The sequence below is a fragment of the Clostridium sp. AF19-22AC genome (assembly GCF_003479085.1).
Taxonomy (GTDB): domain Bacteria; phylum Bacillota; class Clostridia; order Lachnospirales; family Lachnospiraceae; genus Faecalicatena_A; species Faecalicatena_A orotica.
Genome location: NZ_QUGN01000009.1, coordinates 110,323 through 130,485, shown reverse-complemented (window position 1 = coordinate 130,485; position 20,163 = coordinate 110,323). Strand labels below are relative to the sequence as shown.

At 36.4% G+C, this 20,163-nt stretch carries 19 protein-coding genes; 9 read left to right on the top strand and 10 right to left on the bottom strand.

Annotated features, from left to right (window positions below; all coding sequences use genetic code 11):
* Nucleotides 1-35: 35 nt before the first annotated feature.
* The 9 genes from DWX43_RS12245 to DWX43_RS12205 all read left to right on the top strand — a co-directional run bounded on the left by DWX43_RS12245 (nucleotide 36) and on the right by DWX43_RS12205 (nucleotide 8,741).
* The gene (locus tag DWX43_RS12245) at nucleotides 36-902 is read left to right on the top strand and encodes a glycosyltransferase (RefSeq protein ID WP_182440682.1); all 867 of its coding nucleotides are present in this window, start codon (nucleotides 36-38) and stop codon (nucleotides 900-902) included.
* 4 nt (nucleotides 903-906) lie between these two features.
* Nucleotides 907-1,770 carry a glycosyltransferase gene (locus DWX43_RS12240; protein WP_182440681.1) on the top strand — a complete coding sequence of 288 codons (864 nt, stop codon included), beginning with the start codon at nucleotides 907-909 and terminating at the stop codon, nucleotides 1,768-1,770.
* A 172-nt stretch (nucleotides 1,771-1,942) separates the two neighbouring features.
* On the top strand, nucleotides 1,943-3,058 hold the full coding sequence (locus DWX43_RS12235; protein ID WP_147356303.1) for a hypothetical protein: 1,116 nt from the start codon (nucleotides 1,943-1,945) through the stop codon (nucleotides 3,056-3,058).
* Between the two features lie 11 nt (nucleotides 3,059-3,069).
* Entirely contained in the window at nucleotides 3,070-4,113 is a 1,044-nt protein-coding gene (locus tag DWX43_RS12230; RefSeq protein ID WP_118620455.1) for a glycosyltransferase, read from the top strand.
* 11 nt (nucleotides 4,114-4,124) lie between these two features.
* Nucleotides 4,125-5,588: a lipopolysaccharide biosynthesis protein gene (locus DWX43_RS12225; RefSeq protein ID WP_118620454.1), complete on the top strand. Its 1,464-nt coding sequence runs from the start codon at nucleotides 4,125-4,127 to the stop codon at nucleotides 5,586-5,588.
* Nucleotides 5,589-6,461, top strand: a complete 873-nt coding sequence (locus DWX43_RS12220) for an alpha-1,2-fucosyltransferase (protein WP_118620453.1) — start codon at nucleotides 5,589-5,591, stop codon at nucleotides 6,459-6,461.
* Complete coding sequence (locus tag DWX43_RS12215) at nucleotides 6,462-7,088, top strand: serine acetyltransferase (protein ID WP_118620452.1); 627 nt, start codon at nucleotides 6,462-6,464, stop codon at nucleotides 7,086-7,088.
* 230 nt (nucleotides 7,089-7,318) lie between these two features.
* The gene (locus DWX43_RS12210; RefSeq protein WP_118620451.1) at nucleotides 7,319-7,666 is read left to right on the top strand and encodes an acyltransferase; all 348 of its coding nucleotides are present in this window, start codon (nucleotides 7,319-7,321) and stop codon (nucleotides 7,664-7,666) included.
* 19 nt (nucleotides 7,667-7,685) lie between these two features.
* Nucleotides 7,686-8,741: an acyltransferase gene (locus tag DWX43_RS12205; protein WP_118620450.1), complete on the top strand. Its 1,056-nt coding sequence runs from the start codon at nucleotides 7,686-7,688 to the stop codon at nucleotides 8,739-8,741.
* Nucleotides 8,742-8,992: 251 nt separating this feature from the next.
* On the opposite strand, the gene DWX43_RS12200 is transcribed toward DWX43_RS12205, so the two are convergent.
* The 10 genes from DWX43_RS12200 to DWX43_RS12155 all read right to left on the bottom strand — a co-directional run bounded on the left by DWX43_RS12200 (nucleotide 8,993) and on the right by DWX43_RS12155 (nucleotide 20,160).
* Entirely contained in the window at nucleotides 8,993-10,528 is a 1,536-nt protein-coding gene (locus DWX43_RS12200) for an oligosaccharide flippase family protein (protein WP_118620449.1), read from the bottom strand.
* Nucleotides 10,525-11,607: a radical SAM protein gene (locus tag DWX43_RS12195; RefSeq protein WP_182440680.1), complete on the bottom strand. Its 1,083-nt coding sequence runs from the start codon at nucleotides 11,605-11,607 to the stop codon at nucleotides 10,525-10,527. The genes DWX43_RS12200 and DWX43_RS12195 overlap by 4 nt, the downstream gene beginning before the upstream one ends.
* Nucleotides 11,608-11,612: 5 nt before the next feature.
* Nucleotides 11,613-12,638, bottom strand: a complete 1,026-nt coding sequence (locus tag DWX43_RS12190; protein WP_118620447.1) for a polysaccharide pyruvyl transferase family protein — start codon at nucleotides 12,636-12,638, stop codon at nucleotides 11,613-11,615.
* Between the two features lie 18 nt (nucleotides 12,639-12,656).
* A complete protein-coding gene (locus tag DWX43_RS12185) occupies nucleotides 12,657-13,697 on the bottom strand; it encodes a glycosyltransferase (RefSeq protein WP_207666090.1) in 1,041 nt (346 codons plus the stop codon).
* Nucleotides 13,698-13,708: 11 nt separating this feature from the next.
* The gene (locus DWX43_RS12180) at nucleotides 13,709-14,707 is read right to left on the bottom strand and encodes a glycosyltransferase family 2 protein (RefSeq protein ID WP_118620445.1); all 999 of its coding nucleotides are present in this window, start codon (nucleotides 14,705-14,707) and stop codon (nucleotides 13,709-13,711) included.
* Nucleotides 14,708-14,780: 73 nt separating this feature from the next.
* Nucleotides 14,781-15,485 carry an acyltransferase gene (locus DWX43_RS12175; RefSeq protein WP_243099302.1) on the bottom strand — a complete coding sequence of 235 codons (705 nt, stop codon included), beginning with the start codon at nucleotides 15,483-15,485 and terminating at the stop codon, nucleotides 14,781-14,783.
* Between the two features lie 30 nt (nucleotides 15,486-15,515).
* Nucleotides 15,516-16,796, bottom strand: coding sequence for a hypothetical protein (locus DWX43_RS12170; RefSeq protein WP_118620444.1), 1,281 nt, complete (start codon nucleotides 16,794-16,796; stop codon nucleotides 15,516-15,518).
* A 31-nt stretch (nucleotides 16,797-16,827) separates the two neighbouring features.
* Nucleotides 16,828-17,859: a glycosyltransferase gene (locus DWX43_RS12165; protein ID WP_118620443.1), complete on the bottom strand. Its 1,032-nt coding sequence runs from the start codon at nucleotides 17,857-17,859 to the stop codon at nucleotides 16,828-16,830.
* The gene (locus DWX43_RS12160) at nucleotides 17,859-19,064 is read right to left on the bottom strand and encodes an FAD-dependent oxidoreductase (protein WP_118620442.1); all 1,206 of its coding nucleotides are present in this window, start codon (nucleotides 19,062-19,064) and stop codon (nucleotides 17,859-17,861) included. The genes DWX43_RS12165 and DWX43_RS12160 overlap by 1 nt, the downstream gene beginning before the upstream one ends.
* Before the next feature lie 4 nt (nucleotides 19,065-19,068).
* Nucleotides 19,069-20,160 carry a glycosyltransferase family 1 protein gene (locus DWX43_RS12155; RefSeq protein ID WP_118620441.1) on the bottom strand — a complete coding sequence of 364 codons (1,092 nt, stop codon included), beginning with the start codon at nucleotides 20,158-20,160 and terminating at the stop codon, nucleotides 19,069-19,071.
* Nucleotides 20,161-20,163 lie beyond the last annotated feature (3 nt).

Genomic DNA, 20,163 nt, shown 5'->3' with positions numbered 1-20,163 from the left:
TTAATATAGATATATTTATTTCGAAGGAGTTTAATGTGATTACATTTGTAATATTACACTATCAGAACATTGATGTGACAAATAAGTGTGTAGGGTATTTGAAAGAATTAAAAGAATTTGAGTACTGTCATGTTGTTATTGTGGATAATGCATCTCCAAATAAATCAGGAGATATACTTCAAATGACTTATGGAAAATATAAAAATATTGATGTCATTATCTTAGAAAATAATCTCGGGTTTGCAAGCGGCAACAATGTTGGCTATTGCTATGCCAAACAAAAATTTTGTAATGATGTAATTGTTGTGATGAACAGTGATGTATACATAGAAGATACAGAATTTGTTTATAAAGTAAAGAAAAGCTTAGAAATAAACAATACCGTTTCAATTATAGCTCCCAATATATATGCCATGAAAGGTTTTTATCAGAATCCATTGGATGATAAATACCCTAAAACAAGAAGTGTAAAGAAGTGGAGAATGAAAGTAAGCTTGTTATATATGCTACTTTGCATTCCAGGTTTATCAAAGTATTTCGCCATACTGTTGCAGAAGACCCACAATAATAGAGATGAACAAAAAAAGATTCCAAGTACTCAAATAGAAAATCATATTGTGCCACATGGAGCATGCGTTATTTATAACAAGAATTGGATTAAACGTGAAGATTTTGCATTTGTTCCAGGGACTTTTATGTATTGCGAAGAGTATTTGGTTGCTGCATATTCGACAAAACATGGGCATACTATATGCTTTGATCCGTCTATATCAGTAGTGCATGAAGCAGGGGCGTCGACTAAACATGACAACGATAAGGACATTCAGAAACTAAAATTTTTTTACAAAAATGAGGGAAAGTCATTATCCTTATTAATCAAGCTACTGAATGAAAAGAGGTAGACGCATGAAATTATCAATAGTTTTTACATGCTACAATAGAATTGAAAAAACAAGGAACTGTATATTATCGTTGCAGCAATCTTTGAATTCGTATCATGAAAAGTTAGAAACAAAGTTCTTTGTTTGTGATGATGCGTCAAACGATGGAACGATTGATATGTTACGTGCATTGGGTAACAACATCGAAATCATCGTTGGAGATGGGAACCTTTTTTGGGCAAAGGGCATGGCAGCTGCGTTAGATGTTGCAGAGAAGAGAACCACAGATTTTTTCTTGATGGTAAATGATGATGTAGAGTTTTATGAAAATGTTATACCGATTATGTTTGAAAAAATGAATTCTTGTGAAAAACCAACTGTCATCGTAGGGGCGACGCAGAGCAAAGATGATGGTTCTTTTTCGTATGGTGGGCATTGGTGGAATGGTAAAGCGATAGGAAAGACGATAACACCTGTTCCGCCAGACACAAAAAGTGATATGTGTAATTTAGCTAACTGGAATTGTATTCTTATACCTAAAGAGATATATTACACAGTGGGTCAAATTGATCGAAAGTATGAACATTCTTTTGCTGATTTTGATTATTCTAATAGGGTTGTTGCAGCGGGGTTTGAAATGCGCGTTGCAGGAAAATACATCGGTCGATGTGATCGAAATTTTAACAAAAACACATGGCGTGATAAAGAGTTATCAATACAAAAACGAATAACGCTTTTGCACAAGCCGAATGGTTTCCCACCAAAATCTAGTTGGCGATATGCAAGAAAATATTATGGATGGGCAGCTCCAGTATTGTTCTTACAACCGTATTTCAGCATTGTGATTAATGCTGTAAGGAAGAAAGTATTATGTAAGCGAGGCAAATAATATGGTGCTAAGTATTAGAAAAAGTGCATTGTGGCAATATGTATTTATTTACATAGCACTTATCTTTAATCAATCAAATTTATATTGGCATATTCTGTATCGAGAAAGACTCACAATACTATTTTTGTTGTTTATTTTATTTATATTCAAATTCTCGCGAGAGGCAATAAGAGTGACTGATATAAACATAGTATTTCTTATTGCTTTGTTTCTGGCAGTTATTTTTATCAGATTAACGCAAGGCGGAATAGGATTGGAAACATTTGCTGATTATGCGATACCAATATTGGCAATAATTTTTGCCATCAAGGAAGATCAACGCATGTTTTTAACTAGGCTGGTTAAAGTATGTATGTTTTTAGCTGTTGCCAGCTTGATGGGCTATATGATTGGTATAGTTGCCCCTAGTTTATTTCGTAATTTCTTTTTGAGTTTCAAAACAGGTTGGGGGGTATCCACTTGGACATCAGCCGTTGATTATGCAACAAGATATTATACGGGGTATGGTGTATTTTTGTTTTCTTGGATTGATCGAATGGGATTACCCAATAGAAATATAGGTTTCTATACAGAACCTGGAGTATACCAAATTGTGCTGAATACAGTTCTATTTATCTTACTTTTTCTTCGAAAGCATCTTGAATTATCTGATAAAAAAGTTAGGAAATATGTTATTCTTACTATTATAACTTTGATATCGTGTCAATCAACATCGGGATTGTTAGGTATACTTGTAATTATAATCTGTTCAGTGCTTACCAATCAGAAAGAGACGGAGAAACAGCGATATAGGATGATAATTCTTTTGTTAATAGGTATTGCACTGCTAATTGCTGATTATAATATTCGAATTGAGGATAGTATATTATCAAAAGTTGTGTTGAAAAAACTATTTTCCGACAATATGGATTTTTCATTAAGTGCATCCAGCTCAGGAGCCGCAAGAATAGGGACTATTTTTGTTTGTCTACAGGCAATGTTCCAACACCCATTTGGCATGGGAACTACTGCATTAAGTACTCTTCTTACATCAGTAAGTACCGACTATGTTGCAGGTGCACTGTTATCATTTGGGGCTTCTCTTGGCGTCATTCCATTAGCGATTACATTGCTTTGGGTGTTTGCTCCCTTTAAGAAAAGTGGGTTGCCTAAATGGGCAGTTATAGCCTATATATTTATGTATTTCAATGTGACTTTGTCACAATCAAGCGCATTTTATCCAATGTTGATAGTGATTCCGATGTGGCTTCGATATAAGAAAAATATGCTTCTCGATAATGAAGTTTAGGAAGGAAGGTAATGATGCCTAATATTTCAATTGTAGTACCTGTATATAACATTCCAGAGACGTTGCTTAGAGGATGTTTGGACAGTATTATAAATCAAACAATGAGAGATATTGAAGCAATTATTGTTGATGATGGATCAACGAATGGTAGTGAAATCATTTGCGATGAGTATGCTCAAAAGAGTAGCTCCATGAAAGTAATTCATACTAAGAATGCTGGAGTTTCTAATGCAAGAAACGTAGGAATTGAATGTGCTACTGCTGACTATGTTATTTTTGTTGATGCAGATGATATATTATTACCGGATGCCTGCGAGAAGATACATGGAGCTGCGATAAAAGCGAATGTCGATATTTTGTTTTTTAAGCCGACTGGTAGTGGAAAGACTGATGCTTTTTTCATAGAAGAAAAAGACAAGAATTATATTAATGATATGCAGGTGAGAATCATTAGCCACACTGATACCGTTAACGGTTTCGTATATGGAAGCCCTTGGTGCAAGGTGTTTCGCAGAGAGTTTCTTGATAAGAAAGAATTACGTTTTACATTAGGAGTTAAACGGTCGCAGGATCGGTTATTTATGCTCTATTGTTTAGATGCAACCAACAAGATAGCATTTTTTGATTACAGTGGATATAAATATGTTCGAAATGAAGAATCAATTTGCAATAAATATAATGAGAACATTGTTGACATACTGAATAATGCGGAAAATCACATTGCTAAATTTATTCTTTGTTACCATCAGGAAGACAAGACTTATCTACGAGCACTTGATATATTAAAGATACGCTTTATTTTGACAGAGATGCAGTTGTTCTTCCTGAACAAAAAGAGAGGTTTGTCTGTTCAGCGGCGTGCGGATGAGTTAGCGCAGATCTTCTCGGCATCAGATGTGCGAAGAAGTATAGAAAACATAGATATTAAGGTCTTTAGTGGTAAGCAAAAAGTACAGATGTTTTTTTTGAAACGTAAAATGTACATGTTGACAGTGATAGTTTTTGATTTAATGAACATTCTTACGAATATGAGAAATCGAGTTGTTCATAGATAAGGAGTAATTGAATGAATGATAAAGAACTGAAAACTAAAGTGGCATCAGGCATGATATGGGCATTTGGTGAACGATTTCTGTCACAGATTGTTTCTTTTGTCGTTTCTATTGTTTTGGCACGTATGTTGGTGCCGGATGCTTATGGTGTCGTTACTTTGGTTACGGTTTTTATTAATATTGCAAATGTATTTGTGACAAATGGATTGGGAGAAGCATTGATACAGAAGAAAGACGCAGATGACTTGGATTTTTCTACAATGTTTTATTGTAGTATCGTTCTTGCGTTGGCAATATACCTCATATTATTTTTTTCTGCACCATATATTGCGATGTTTTATAAGAATGAACACGTAAAAACGGTACTTAGGGTAATTGCATTAAAGATTCCACTTTCTTCAATTAGTACAATACAAAATGCGTATATTTCAAAACGGATGATGTTTAAGAAATTCTTTTTTTCTACATTTTCTGGAACATTACTTTCTGGTACTGTAGGTATCATAATGGCATATGCAGGATTGGGCGTATGGGCGCTTGTTGCTCAATATTTGCTCAATACAATAGTGGGAATCATTGTGCTACTGTTTATTGTTCCCTGGCATCCAAAGTTGTTGTTTTCTATAGAATCGGCGAAGGCGCTTGGGAGTTACGGCTGGAAATTGATGTCTGCAAGTCTAATACAAGAGTTATACACTCAATTAAGAAGCCTAATAATTGGAAGAATGTACACCACTGCTGACCTTGCATATTATAATAAAGGAAATAATTTTGCAACGTTAGTTATTACTAATGTTGACACATCGATAAATAAGGTCGTTTTTCCAGCTTTGGCTAATTCTAGTGATAATCCAAGTAAGATGCGGGCAGTCGGACGTAGAGCTATGAAAACGACATCTTTTGTTATTTTTCCAATCATGGCGGGGTTGTTTGCTGTTGCTGATACATTAGTATATATTTTACTTGGCGAGAACTGGATGGAAGCTGCGGTATATTTGCAGATTGCGTGCGTTACATTTGGAACCGTACCTGTCCAAACGGCCAATTGGCAAATAATCAAAGCGATGGGGAGAAGTGATATTTGTCTTAAACTTGAAATTGTGAAGAAGATTATAGGTGTAATATTTATTATACTTTCGATGGGATTTGGAGTTAAGGCGATTGCAGTTTCAGCTGCGGTTGTTGCAATTGTGTCAATGCTGATTAACATGGGACCCAATAAAAAGCTTATTGGATATTCGATTAAAGATCAAATAATTGATTTATTGCCTTCGTTGGTAAATTCAGTAGTGATGGCCATAGGCGTTGTGCAAATTGCTCGACTTGCACTTGCGCCTATACTTACAATAGTAATTCAGATTTGTGTAGGTGTTGCTATCTATATTTTACTTTCGATAGTATTTAAAGTGGATAGTTTGTATTATCTTTTGGATATTTTGAAAAAATTCGTAGATACGAGAAAAATTAGGAGGAAATAAATGCTGACGGTTTTGAGTGATGGAAATGGTCAGATGTGTAATAAAATTCTGTTTCAAGCAAATGTATTGGCGAGCGCCTGCTACAGGGGGTACATTGTTGAATACTATGCAATGAAAAGATATGATAGCTTTTGCTATTCGGAGCCAGAACTTGATAAGATTTTGAAAGTCAGAACTGAAGAACCGAAAAGACGATTGCTATTTGCACGTATCTGGCGCAAACTGATGCTTAAACTAAATGTTGAAAGCAAAAAAGTAATTATGGTTGGTACAAATCATCAAGAAAGTATAAAAAAGGCTTTGAGTCAAGATATGCTTATTAAACATCGAGTGTTTTTATATGGATGGCCTTTTTATGATTTGGAAGCGCTAAGGGCAACTGGAGATATGATACGAACTTATTTCGCACCGACTTCGGAGATGAAACAAAAAATACAGGGATTGTTATGCGGGATTAAAAAGGGAAAAGAAGATTGTTTGCTTATAGGCATCCATTTGCGCAAGGGCGACTATAAAGAATGGCGAAATGGAGAATTCTACTATACTAACGATATATACAAGCAATATATGTTAGATATAGCTCTGTCTATGAAAGAGCGATGCATTTTTGTTATGTTTTCTAATGAGCCTGTAGAAACTAGTGAATTTATAGATTCCGCTTATGATATATATGTATCACATGGAACAGCATATGAAGATTTTCATTTGATGGAGCGGTGCGATTATCTGGTTGGTCCCCCTTCGTCTTTTAGCGGTTTAGCTTCGTTTTTTGGTAAAGTTCCTAGGTATATGATGATGAATGGAACACGGAAATTTGACAGTAAAGATTTGCATATATGGTTGGAAGAAACGAATACGTGGGGAGATACATAAATGATTGGATCAAAAGATGACTTCAAGTACTATGTAAACTGTGATCGGAAGGCAATAGGTTTAAAACAATTAGGGTTTAAACAAGAAATACATGCTTTTTTCGTTCCACAAATATGGAAATATCAATACTTATTGAGAAAGTTGGAGTATTACTCGAACTGCAATTTGAATCCGATTATTCGGAAAATTACTCAAATTAGATATGAGAGATTAGGAATAAAATTGGGATTTACTGTTCCGATTAATGTGTTTGGGCCTGGCTTGGCGCTTTGCCATGTTGGCACAGTTGTGATTAACCGATATGCTAGGTTTGGATCAAATGCAAGAGTACATGCAGGGGTTAATGTAGGGACTAGCGCGGGTCTGGATGAAAAAGGGAACCTTGATAATACGAATGCTCCTGTATTCGGCAACAATGTATATTTGGGTCCGGGATGCAAGGTGTTTGGAAAAATCAAGATTGGTGACGATGTAGCAATCGGTGCAAATGCAGTGGTAAATAAGGATGTCCCCGCTCATGTTACGGTTGCTGGAGTACCAGCAAAGATCATCAACTCAAAAGGGTCGGTTGGCTTGTTTGTTTATGGGGATGATAAGACGAATGAAACCGATATGAATACCAATTAAGACGAGACTCAACCGAATTCGTAAACAAATATGGGTGCATTTGAATAGAAGTATAATTTTGAAAGCGAATGGAATTTCATTTGGCCAAAATTGTTGTGTACACAGAAAAATGTATATTGATAATCGCGGAGTGGTTCGCTTTGGAAATAACCTGACGATTAATTCTGCATATTGGGCAAATCCGATTGGGGGAAATATGCTAACCTTCCTTCAAATTCGGGGGGGGGGTATTGATTATTGGAAATAATGTGGGGATTTCTTATTGTGCAATAACCTGTTCAAAAAGCATTTGGATTGGCGATAATGTTTTGATTGGAAGTGGTTGTAAAATATATGATACAGACTTTCATCCAATAGACAGCCGTTATGGGGATACGATGGATAATAGTCGATCGGGTTCGGAGAAAATTGTATTGGAGGATGGCTGCTTTGTCGGTGCCCATTCGATCATTCTGAAAGGGGTAACAATCGGAAAGAACGCTGTGATTGGTGCTGGATCCGTTGTCGCAAAGGATGTTCCGGCGGGAGAGATTTGGGCAGGAAATCCAGTGAAATACATAAGAACAATATCTGATTGATGGAAACATAGGGGGATGTATGAATAAAAGTGAGAGGAACAATGCTATAGACGTAATCAAGGGTATTGCCATTGTATTGGTGGTATTGGGGCACTGTATTCAGTTTGGATCTGGAAATGACTTCTTATCTGGTGAGGCATTTTATGATAGTATGCTGTTCAAAATTATTTACAGTTTTCATATGCCTCTATTTATGCTTGTTAGCGGTTTTTTGGGCTATAAAAGTATAGAAAAGCATGGGACAAGGAAGCATATGGTTCATCAGATAAGGTCACAAAGCATACCCATTGTGACCTGGAGTGTAATCTTGTATGTTTTGAAAGGGATCAGCGGCAGTTTAAGCGGGGGGACATTGAATTTGCTCAAAGAGTATGTTTGGACCTTTTTGGGGACGTTGTGGTTCCTCTGGGCACTGATAATGTGTAGCTGTGTCTTTTGCTTGTTGTATTCGATAAGCAAAGGGAAATGGTGGATCCATTTGCTTACCATTTTGACTTTTTTTGTTATTCCGGATCGCTTTAACCTCGTGTACTTTAAGTTCTTATATCCTTATTATGTGGTTGGTTTTTATTGGAACAAACAAATATCTGTAAATGAAGGCATACTCTATAACATGTGGACGACTGTGAGAAGAAAGCGGCGTGCAATGATAACAGGGGGACTTTTTTGGGTGGCAAGCTTTGCTGGACTGCTCTGTTTCTTTAATAGAGATGCGTTTATTTATAGCACAGGCGTGATGATTGACTTTGGAAATGCTCCCATGAGGCAGATAGGAATAGATGTATATAGGTGGGCGATTGGATATGTTGGCGCATTAATACCGATAGGTACGGTGACTCTGATCAGAAAATTGACGGATTGCAAGTGGCTAGCTTATTTTGGTGCGCGGTCACTTGGGATATATATTACAAACACATATATTAATTTATATGTGTTAAAATTTATAACATGGGAATTTCAGTTTAATTGGGTGATGCTGCTGATTGAAACAATTCTTGTAACAGTAATATGCTGCGTATTTGCAGAGTTATTGAGGCAAAGCAAAATCACCAAAAAGCTGTTTCTTGGTAGATGAAATAATATTCAAAGGAGGAATTGCCCATATGGATATAACAATGCAATCTCAAGCAGAAAAAAGACCCGTGATCTGATGATTGATCTACCGTGTACGTTGACATGAAAAAATACGGTATTGGCTATTTGGGATTTGTAGTGTTATTTACTGTATAGATGATAGTATTATATGCGCTCTTATACAAATGCTTTTTATGAGGATGACACTGCAGTTAATTGCGTGAAACCTGAGCAGTTCACAACAACAGCAATTTATTCCTTCTTCCTCTTGATATGAAAAAAGCCGTTAATAGAATCCATAACATACTTAAATTCATCTGTACGATAACTAACACATATTATCAATGCATTAGGGATTACACAACACAATGCACATTTGAAGATAAACCGTATCCACACCGGGTATCCACCATTTATTTGGGAAATCCAATTTATTAATGCAACACAAAATATAAGCATAACTAATTCGATAATTTTTTTCAAATAGTATCTCAACACTTTTTTATCGAAAAACACTTTAAAAAGTTTGTAGGGTTCAAACCACATATTTGTCAGTACTCTTGCCAAAATTGTTGCAAACAGTATTCCTTCTATTCCAAATATCTTACCCAACACCACTGACAAAATAATATTGATTGTTGCTGTATAAAATAGAATATTCTTTGTATGTTTGAATAGACCCGCAGTTTCACGGTAGCACGCAGTCGGATAGAGTATACCTAAACAATAAAAATTCAGAGCCATAATATATACCATGTTTTGCGAAAGCAGATATTCTTTCCCAAGCCACAGACTAATAAAATCCTGTAACAAAACAGAAAAACAAATTGAACAAAACCCATAAATCCAAAAGCTAACAAAATCCAAAACTTTAAATATCTGATATTGTTTTTTTACATTCCCCTCAACTGCAAGGTTTCCAACACTTGCTAAAATACCTAAAAAAATAGAACTTGTTATTGCTGAGACAGATTTTACAGGCAAATAATAATTCGAGTATAAACCAACGACCTCAGTACTAACTAACATAGATATTAACAACTGATCCGTATTATTAAGAATTACACCTCCTAGTTTATAAGAAAAAATCGACATGACATTTGCCCATAGGCTCTTTTTTTCTGTATCAGATATTTCTGATACATTTTTCGTAATATACGGATACTGCTTGTTTGCAGCATGCGCACTATAAATATTATTAAATACAGATACCGTAATTTGAATAAGAATATATAACGCAAAGTTCTGAAATAAAAGCATTAAGATGATTTGCAAGATAATTCGTACTGTATCAAACACACCTCTATAAATATTCAACTTATATGCCTTTTGATCCGCATTCAGAATCGCGGTCTTGTACATGCATAGATAAGAAACCACTGTGTCTATCAAATATAAAAGATAGTATATCGTTATGTGGTCAATCGGTTTTTCAAGATGAATAATATCTGATAGGAAGGGGATTAACCCCAAACCAATTACAAGAATAACTCCCGCAATCGAAAAATACACCTTGCGAAAGTACTGCACCAGTGCGGCAAGCTTTTTTTCATCTTTTTCTGCTAACGGACGATATAGGCTATACATCATCGCACTGCCGACTCCAAGTTCAGCGAGCGATAAAATGGATAGAATATTTGTAAACAAACTACTCAGACCGAGAACTCCTGTGCCAAGTACATTAATAAAAACTGTTCTCGACACAAAGTTCATAATGATTGTAAAAACCTGATATCCTACGCTGCTCATTATGTTGATTAATGACTTTTTTTTTCTCGAATCACTCATCTTACCATACCTCGTAGTGTCCGCGCAATATCACGTATTTTCATTTTTAAATTGATGTAACATTTTTTTGCCAAACTATACTGGTCGTGATTTTCGTACAATTTTTGATTCAAAAAGTTTCTCATTTCTTCAGTATACCAATGCACTTCTTGTCTATTCCGCAGTTGTGCATAGGTCATACATTTATATTCCGGGATTACTCCCATTGAGATGAAGTGACTAGAATTAATACAATATCGGCTTTTACAGTTGTTTCCAACCGCTTGATATCTAATCGGTTTTGATAAATCATTAAAAATATTCTGAGAAATTCCGCTGTGGTAACATGCCTTCAGGTTACCTGTCTTTAGATCCAAATTAAAGGACCAATCTCCAGCATAGCAAAATTCTTTTCGTGTTACATTGAAATTATGCATTGTAAAGCGAAAAAGAGGTGAATCGAATTGTTCTCCCACCTCAAAATACTCTTGCTCCGTCAAGTCAGTATGCAATTGAATATTGTCAAAAACATCGCCATCCATTTCTCGTCTTGTCGCAGCAACTTGTGGAAGTGCACCAATTTCCTTTAAACAACGATTTCTAATCTCCTCAAAATATGGCATATATCCATCGTAAAGATTTATTTGTACTAAAACTGATGCTCCTGACACCCGAACTTTTCTAACGTTCTCAAAAAAAGCATCCAATTTTCCAATTCGCTTTAGTTCCAAATAATGGAGAGAAAACGATATGTGCAGATGCTTCAATAATGCACAATTAAAATCAAGCAGTTCCTCAATGCGATTGGTAACTGTGCCATTTGTCGTTATATTTACATAATGTCCTTCTTCGAGAAGTCCATGTATCAACGGAACAAGTTCTTTCTGCAGAAAGGTTTCACCAGTTCCACACAAGCTAAAATAGCATACACCGCCAACTCTCTCAACAGAAAGTGCTTTTAATATATGTTCCACACTATAATCAAGTCCTATCTGCCTCATTCCTCGCCGGTTTTCTTGAATGATATAGCAGTATTCACATTTAAGATTACATTGTGTAGTCGGCAGCAAACATTCAAAAAATCTGGCATTTCTGTCCATCACATTCACCTCTCCAGCATTCTATCAATTCTTTTTGCCAATTCGTCAAACTTTCGATTAATAGTTTTATCATCGTATATGTTACTTTCTTTGGCATAATACTCATTTAACAATTGCATTGAAAATACTTTGCTATCAATGCAAGTAATATAAGGCAATGATGTTTTTATCCACGCGTACACACCTGAAACCTTATGGCTTAAGTTATCTAATGCAATGCATGGTGTTCCAGTAATCGCTGCAAATATCATGCCATGCAATCTGTCTGTTATTAATAACTTTTTACTGGAAATAGCATCCAATATTTTCTTCAATTCCCGATTCCTTTGCTTGGGAGATACTGATTTTGACAATACTGTTGTCAATCTCTCTAGAGTTATTTCTCTCTCCTTTGCAAACAAACCAATCTGGTCATCAACAAAATTGGGGCGCTGTTTTTCTTTGTCCTCTCTAAGGCATATTCCAATACCACTTCTATTTTCATTTGATCGAATCTTATTGATAAGCACTATATCTGGAACACAAATACAGCTTGAATTATCTCCTATAAACTGGCAAAACAGGTTATAGGAAGTCTCTTCTCTTGCACAAATAAGCAAATGTTTTTGTTTTCTATAATATTGAGCGTACTCCTGTGGAATAACGCCATCCTCAAAGAAACAGGTCTGCGGCATAATAACTTTTGTATTCTCTTCAAAGAGCTCCAGTACCTGTTTCATAACAACCTCATGTCTCGGCCATAAGCTGCCCATGAATCCACCGCCCTGAAGCATAATCAAATCCCGACTTCTGATATATTTCCGCAATAATTTCAATCTATTAGGTAAACATTGATCCTCTGGAATTTCAATAAACTTATATGTACTAAAATAATCCTTTATAAATTTTCGCTCTCCAACTGCAATTGCATGATCACCTAAATTCCCATGAACTGGTGTATTAAACATGATTATTTTATCTTTCAATGAAAATAATGCACCAATGATTCCAATTATTTCAATATCCCTTTTTAATTTATTTCTGAAGTGCATATAGTTCTCTCCATTCTACTATTTTTGTGTTTCTCTTCCCATAATGAGATCAATGCACTTTTTAAGCAGAACGGTATTCTTACCCGCTTCATTTGCAAGGCAATATCTTGAAATCAATAGAGCAGATACAAAGGCTTTTCTAATGTCTGCACGATAAGCATACTTCCTCTTTTTCAGAAAACCACGGCACATTTCACGCATCAGCTCAACCGACACTACATTTCGCATATACTCATCAATTTGATTCCAAGAAAGCGCATTGAGTTCAAGCATCAAAAGTTGAAAATATATAATCGAGATAATTTCATCATATCTCCCCTCCGTATATATCTTCACACACATTGCCAAGTTTTCCATTTCTTTGATCTTAGGTTCATTTTTGGTTCCCATTATTGAAGAATCCCGGAGCAAATACACATACAGTTTTTCCTCAAGAGTGGATACTGTGTTACACTTAGAAAAAAACATCAAATTAAAGCAGATATCCTCTGCAAAAACCTTTTTGTTCGGTTGAAATTCCAGTTTTTCTGCTTGAATCAATTCTCTCCGATATAGTTTATTCCACACTTCAAAACCATATCGATTTGTGAGATATCTGTATACAAACGTATACAATTTATCATTGGAAAAAAGCTCAATTCTTGCATTCTGCAAGCAGCTCTCTAAGACAAATTTTCCATCTTCTTTCACTCGGGTATGATTAAAGCAGTACAAATCCATATTTTCTTCGGCTTTTTTTATCAAAAATGCAATCGCTCCATCGCAGATATAATCATCACTATCTACAAACCAAACGTATTTGCCACTTGCATTTTCCAAACCTGAATTTCGGGCTGCAGACAATCCACCATTTTTCTCTCTGCGAACAATCCGGACATTTCCCAGTCCGTTTGAAAGCCTTTCTGCAATTTCGATAGACGCATCTGAGGTACAATCATCTACAATGATGACCTCAACTTCTTGCGTCAACTGAGAAAAAATGCTTTGCAAACATTTTTCAATATACTTTTCTACATTATATACTGGAACAATAATACTCAATACCATATGCCTATTCAAAAATATTACTCCTATTCTTCTTTCACTTTGTGCCCACCGAAAACACCTTTTAACGTACGATACGCTTTCCGTACCGAAAAATATACTCCCATCCGCAAAAGTGTAACTTGAACTATGTCTTTAGGCGTAAGAGTTCCACTTTTCATTAATTCCTTATAATTCCTTATGAACATCTGTTCATATTTATTGTAGTCATTATAATAATTCTCCCTAATGATTGGATCTGATCCAATGGTCATGAGTAGCATATAAGAGTACCGTCCTTCCAACACACCAATCGCCTCCAGCAATTCTTCTGACCGATGCGCGAAGTCATTCCGTATCTTCCGTAAATTGGAAATCACCATGGATTTCTTTTCAGTGTACTGTGATTTGCTGATTCCTGTAGGATTGTACCGATAATAGTATTTGGGTTCCCCAATATGAACCACCCGATTACAACGTTCAATCACATAAGGGATTGTCACCAAGTCCTCGTTGACCTCGCCCACAGGAAAGAAGATTCCATCAAACAGACTTCTTTCGTACAACTTATCCCAAGTTGCTTCCTCAAGTACATCGCCTTTGAATAATTCAACCAAAGCCTTTTCCGAGCTAAACTTCAAGATGCATTTCCCGCAATGTTTTTTTTGAATCATTTGGTCGCTATAAATGTATCTTCCGCAAGCTGCAACCTGCGCATTATACTCCACACAGGCCGAAAGCAACGCTTCAACCATATCATCCTGAATAAAATCATCGCTGTCCACAAACATCAGATAGTCACCGGTTGCAGATTTGATGCCCGCATTTCTAGCATCAGATAATCCGCCGTTTTTTTTGTGAATTACTCTGATTCGACTATCATTTGTAGCATATTCATCGCATATCTCGGGACACTGATCGGGCGAACCGTCATCCACCAGTATGATTTCAAGATCCTTGTATGTCTGATTGATAACACTATCCAAACATTCTCTAATGTATTTTTCTACGTTGTATATCGGAATAACAATGCTTACTTTTTTCATTATACACCTTGTACTTTCTCAATTCCTTCTGTCCGAAATTCTATGCCGCTATTATTATTCAGAAATCTACATATCATTTCACACTATTCAGAAATTCGTCAAAACTCGCAAATAGCTTTTTATGCTCTTTTAGTCTGGCATAAGATAATTCTGAATTGCTACACAACTCCATCATTGACCTATATGAATCGAACAACTCCTTTTCATTGTCTTCAAATAGGAAAAAGAACTCATGAAGTGCTTCTTTTCCCGGATCCTTGCCATATCTTTCCCGGTACTTTCTTACCAACTGAGACGCTTCTTCATATTGCACTGCTTTTCGCTTTTCATAGTATTCTTCTAATGACATGATCACCCTGCATGGATTCCCCGCCGCAATACAATTATCTGGAATATCTTTATTTACAAGACTGTTTGCCCCAATAATTACATTATTTCCGATTGTAACGCCCTTGAGAATCGTTGCTTTCATTCCAATGAAAACGTTGTCTCCTATTTTCACCCCTCCAGACGAACCTAGAACGTCTCCATAAACGCACTTTAAAACCGCCCAATCGTATCCATGCGTCAGAATTGTGACACCTTCTGTAATCTGAACATTATTTCCAATCTCCACCATCCACGGACGTGTGGTATCAATAAAGCTTCTGTCGGGGCGAAAAACAGTCGTTTCCTCTCCAACCTTAACGCCCCTCCTTCTAAGCCATTTCACAAAAGATTGTGAGTCACTTTTTTCCCTCATAATGATTCTTTTTGCTATTTTCTTCAGGCTTCGCACTTTGGTAATTCTCCTTTTCTATCAGATTAACTATACTTGCACACTATGACTGTTTTTCTTCATATAAATAAATGACACCGCTAGAGAATAATAATAAAAATATCCACTTGCAGATGTTCGCAATGACGAATCGTAGAAAAACACCATCAATCCCAATATCCCCATCATGAAAATATATAGGGCATATTTATTATTTCGATTGCTCGCTTGGTAGGTACTAATTCCTTGCGCAATTGTTCCTACAAAAGAACTTACAAATACAATCAGGCCTACGAATCCCATTTCCAAAAATACCATCGAGAAATGATAATTTGCATATAAGAGTATGCCGTATTTTTCAGAAAAACTGCTATTAAACAATGCTATTGGAGACGAATCAGCATATCCCAGACCCACGCCAAACAAGGTCTTAAGTATGTTCCCGTTTAAGAACGTATCATACACTCCCGGCAGGACCGCGGTTCTGGAGTATCCGGTCAGAAACTCTGTTGCAGTGTTCTGGTTAAACGCACCCTTTTGCATATAGGCAATCAAATTTTCCAAGGTGAAAAAACGGGCAAAATAGGGATAATACAACCCCAAAATATGCAAACCGAACAATAATCCAATCGCTACGCCTGCAACAATTTTGATTTTTCGACTTCCATTATCAGTTACCAATACTGTTATGGAAACAAACAGAATCATTTCTATAAAGTAGTATTTGATCTCTGAGATTGCTGCAATATACAAACACGCACCGATTAATGCAATGGCTCTTTTGGCAGATATTTCCTTATGCAGAAAATCCACAAGCACCCATATGGTAATAATGCAGATGAAAATGTTTACTACCCCATTTCCGCCTTGTTCAGTTCCAAATATTCCGCTTACATAATCGTTTCGGTACCCCATAATAAAGAATTGAATGCTTACTATAATTATTTCGACTATCAGCATTGTATAAACCAAACGCTTGAATTTGAAATAACGCATATCCTGCAAAAGCCATATTGCAAGTAAGTAGAAGAATAAAAATCTCCCTTGATTTCTGGCGCCCCATATATAGTAAAAAAAAGACTCTATGCCTTGAAAATTTGCTATAAAACCAGCGATGCTAATAAGAACCAAGGAAATCACAAACATAAGGAACTTCTTATCTTGAATGTTCGCTTTTGCATGTTTGGTATAACAAATAACTATGGCCAAAATCAGTAAAGCGTCCGGTATAAAGCTCAAAACGGCAGGTAAGCTAACACTTTCTGTGATAATTCGCCACACAAATGAAAAACCCACAATTATATTCAAAAAACTCGCTATTCTTATCTTCACTTGCTATTCCTTCTATCTTCTTTTTTTGCCGCTATACTAACGAGCGTATACCCTTCAGCGACAATAAACCAAAGAATAATCTTAATGCGAATTTATTTTTACGACGCAAAAAAATAATGAATAATCTATACGGGAAATACATATTTGATATGTCATATTCTTTTGCTACGTTTTGCACAACTTCATTATTGATTATAGCCATTCTTGTATTGCATGCTTCTGCCGATTTACTTTTGAAGGAATCCTTTAGACAAACTCGAATTCTACCCAAAAAAGTTCTTTGTACTCTATTCATAGATCCAGGATATTCGCTTATAGTTCCACAAAGATATTCATAAAGTGCAATTTCTCTAAGATAACGATCTGTTGCATATGTATGAGTTACCGATTGCCAATTAATGCAATAAAAATAAAAAGCTTTAGGAATATAGCATACACACTTTGTATTCTCAAAGAAATCCAAATGAAAAATAAGATCCTCAGCTATCAATCGTTTCTCAGAAGGAAATCTGATATTGCAATCAACAATCAAACTCTTTCTATAAATACCCTTGCACGCAGACATCTGGTTAACAACATCAGAATGATATTCAGCTGGTGCTCCAAGCATATCAACAAATACCTTTTTTGTTTCTGAGCCATAGTAGACAAACTCCTTTTTATAAGCGTTAACCATCGTTTCTTTACCAGACTCCGAACAGAACGCAAAATCGCAACCAACGTAATCCGCATTGTTCTTTTTTGCAACTTTAAGGAGTTCTTCGTACATTGCGCAATCAACATAGTCATCAGAGTCTACAAAAGCAATATATTCACCTGTCGCAATTTCTATCCCCGAATTTCTGGCCATGCCCAATCCGGCATTTGCCTTATGAATAACTTTAATATTTGAATAATTTTTTTCATATTCATCACACATTTGCGGACATGAATCGGGTGAACCATCATCCACCATAATGATTTCTATATTGTTCAGAGTCTGGTTTATCAACGATGTCATACATCGTTTCAAATAATGCTCCACATTGTAAATTGGAACAATGACACTAATACCCGGTTTCATTACGATAATACCTCCACCATCTTTAATGCCAAATCAACCGTCAAATCCGAATTATAATGCTCATGCTCACCCCATCGACCGAGACCATATACCCCCCGCTCTGCACTCCAAGCCAGAAGCTTTTTCATGATTTCCGGTTTATCAATTGTGTTTAGCGGATAAGCGTATTCATTCAAATACTTAAAGTTGTCATTTGGCTCTTCCATGTCAATTCGTTCACTGTTGGTCTCGGTCCAATAGCCTTTACTGTTCGGGCAGAAGTTATGACGAACCAGAATGCGATGGAAGGAAAGCTTCGGATCAGGATAATAAATCCAATGTGCCTCGGTATTCAGGTTTTCAGCGTGGTATTCCGTCTGAATAGAGCTGAACCTCAACTTTGCGATACTGTTCTTAATATCCTCCGGCATCCCGACAATCGTATCGAATTCCATCCAGGGAATTGTTGTGACAATTGCATCTGCTTGATAAGTAGCTCCGTCGGCAGTAGTAAGTGTCTTTGTGTTAAAGTCAATACCTTTCACCGCTTTATTGTATTCAATATTATTTTTAATCGCCTCTGCCATTCGTAGCCATAATTCACCGTATCCATATTTCTTAGGATAATAGAACTGTGCGTGTCCAGGCTGTTTGCCATATGCTCTCTTATTCAAGCAACTCAGCAACGTTTCCTCAAAGCTCACATTTGGTAGCTTTTCAAGCCAATATGTACCAAGCTGATTTAGATCCTTACTGAACATCTTCTGGTTGTAGGGGATCATATAGTCCACTGCCACTTTAGAGCCGAGCTTCCAGTATATCCACTCCACAAACGCCTCAGGCATATCTGTGCAAAGATTACAACCAGCAACAGCAATGGACTTCAGATATTCCACCTGGTCCTCAAGCTTCATTTGCCAAATATTGGCTTCAATCGGGTGATTGACGGTATTGCCGTTCACTTCAATGCGGCTGTCACGAGAATACAAATTCCACTCTTCTTCCGGCATGAACTGGAACAGAAACTCATTTACATGCGAACGTCGAACATCCAAAAAATGTCCACCACCAATATCAAATGGAGAACCATCCACATTAACAGATCTACACAAACCACCTGCTTCCGCTTCACACTCCAAAACGAGGAAACTCGTTTCTCCATTTTGTTTTAATTTGTTTGCAAGAGTCAAGCCAGCAGGGCCTGCTCCAAGTATTAAATATTTCATACCTCTACCCCTTAAGTAAATCCATATACAAACACACTAATTCGTTACAGTTTTCTCTAATATCAAATCGATTGTCTTTAATCTGTTGCTCTATTGCCTTGCTTTTTCCACATCGATCGCTACACTCAACCATCTGTAGTACTTTCTGTGCCCACTTTCCATCACTTGAATCTAGACTTTCAAACTCAACAAGATCTGTGATTCTGGTCATCGGAGAAATCGTATCGCTTAGCAAACATGGTAAGCAGGCTGCCTGTGCCTCCACAAGTCCTAACGGTAAGCCTTCAAAGAGTGATGGAAACACAACTACATCAAATGCTTGCAGCCACTTTTCAACTTCATCACTCAACCCAACAAACAGAACATCCAATTGCCGTTTTGTTGCAATAGCCTCTATTTCTGTTCTTAATTCGCCGTCACCAATAAGGACAAGCTTCGCATTTCTCCTAATTTTTGCAATCTCGGTAAATATGTCTATAAGTTTCCTGTGATTCTTTTGTTCGCTGAATCTTCCCACATGACCAATTATTAATTTTTCTTCCAGCGCATTATTCTTTTGCATTAAACTGCGAACTTTCTCATTGAATCTAAATTTGTCAACATCAATGCCGTTTAAAATAATGTGGAACTTTTTGTCGCCAAATAACCATTCTCCAGCTTCCTGTCCACAAGCAAATCCATGTGTATAAAAAGCATTGAAAGCAGGGCGTAGGATCTTATCTGCGGTTACATGGTCACATTTGGTATTGTGACTATGTGCAATTCGAACCGTCACGCCACTAAAGTATGCAGCTATCATTTCTACTGCCATCGTTGCACTGCAACCATGTACATGTAATATGTCATATTTTACTTTATTAAGGATACTAATTAATGAATTAACATACTTTATAGGATTTCTATTACGATATGCCAGTACGTAATTTTTTCCACCATTCACATCCAATGAATTCTTCAATTGACCAAATATCGGGTTGATAGTAACAATATCCATATGAAGCCTATTTTGATCCATGTATGTATAGTAATTAGATACAACGTTTGATATCCCGTCATATCCGAATTCTGTTGTCTCAACAACCAAAATTCTAATCATTGT

What these genes read in the sequence shown, in the direction of transcription:
- DWX43_RS12240 (WP_182440681.1), top strand. Translation starts at nt 907, where the DNA reads ATGAAATTATCAATAGTTTTTACATGCTACAATAGAATTGAAAAAACA.
- DWX43_RS12230 (WP_118620455.1), top strand. Translation starts at nt 3,070, where the DNA reads ATGATGCCTAATATTTCAATTGTAGTACCTGTATATAACATTCCAGAG.
- DWX43_RS12225 (WP_118620454.1), top strand. Translation starts at nt 4,125, where the DNA reads ATGAATGATAAAGAACTGAAAACTAAAGTGGCATCAGGCATGATATGG.
- DWX43_RS12220 (WP_118620453.1), top strand. Translation starts at nt 5,589, where the DNA reads ATGCTGACGGTTTTGAGTGATGGAAATGGTCAGATGTGTAATAAAATT.
- DWX43_RS12215 (WP_118620452.1), top strand. Translation starts at nt 6,462, where the DNA reads ATGATTGGATCAAAAGATGACTTCAAGTACTATGTAAACTGTGATCGG.
- DWX43_RS12205 (WP_118620450.1), top strand. Translation starts at nt 7,686, where the DNA reads ATGAATAAAAGTGAGAGGAACAATGCTATAGACGTAATCAAGGGTATT.
- DWX43_RS12200 (WP_118620449.1), bottom strand. Translation starts at nt 10,528, where the DNA reads ATGAGTGATTCGAGAAAAAAAAAGTCATTAATCAACATAATGAGCAGC.
- DWX43_RS12195 (WP_182440680.1), bottom strand. Translation starts at nt 11,607, where the DNA reads ATGGACAGAAATGCCAGATTTTTTGAATGTTTGCTGCCGACTACACAA.
- DWX43_RS12190 (WP_118620447.1), bottom strand. Translation starts at nt 12,638, where the DNA reads ATGCACTTCAGAAATAAATTAAAAAGGGATATTGAAATAATTGGAATC.
- DWX43_RS12180 (WP_118620445.1), bottom strand. Translation starts at nt 14,707, where the DNA reads ATGAAAAAAGTAAGCATTGTTATTCCGATATACAACGTAGAAAAATAC.
- DWX43_RS12165 (WP_118620443.1), bottom strand. Translation starts at nt 17,859, where the DNA reads ATGAAACCGGGTATTAGTGTCATTGTTCCAATTTACAATGTGGAGCAT.
- DWX43_RS12160 (WP_118620442.1), bottom strand. Translation starts at nt 19,064, where the DNA reads ATGAAATATTTAATACTTGGAGCAGGCCCTGCTGGCTTGACTCTTGCA.
- DWX43_RS12155 (WP_118620441.1), bottom strand. Translation starts at nt 20,160, where the DNA reads ATGATTAGAATTTTGGTTGTTGAGACAACAGAATTCGGATATGACGGG.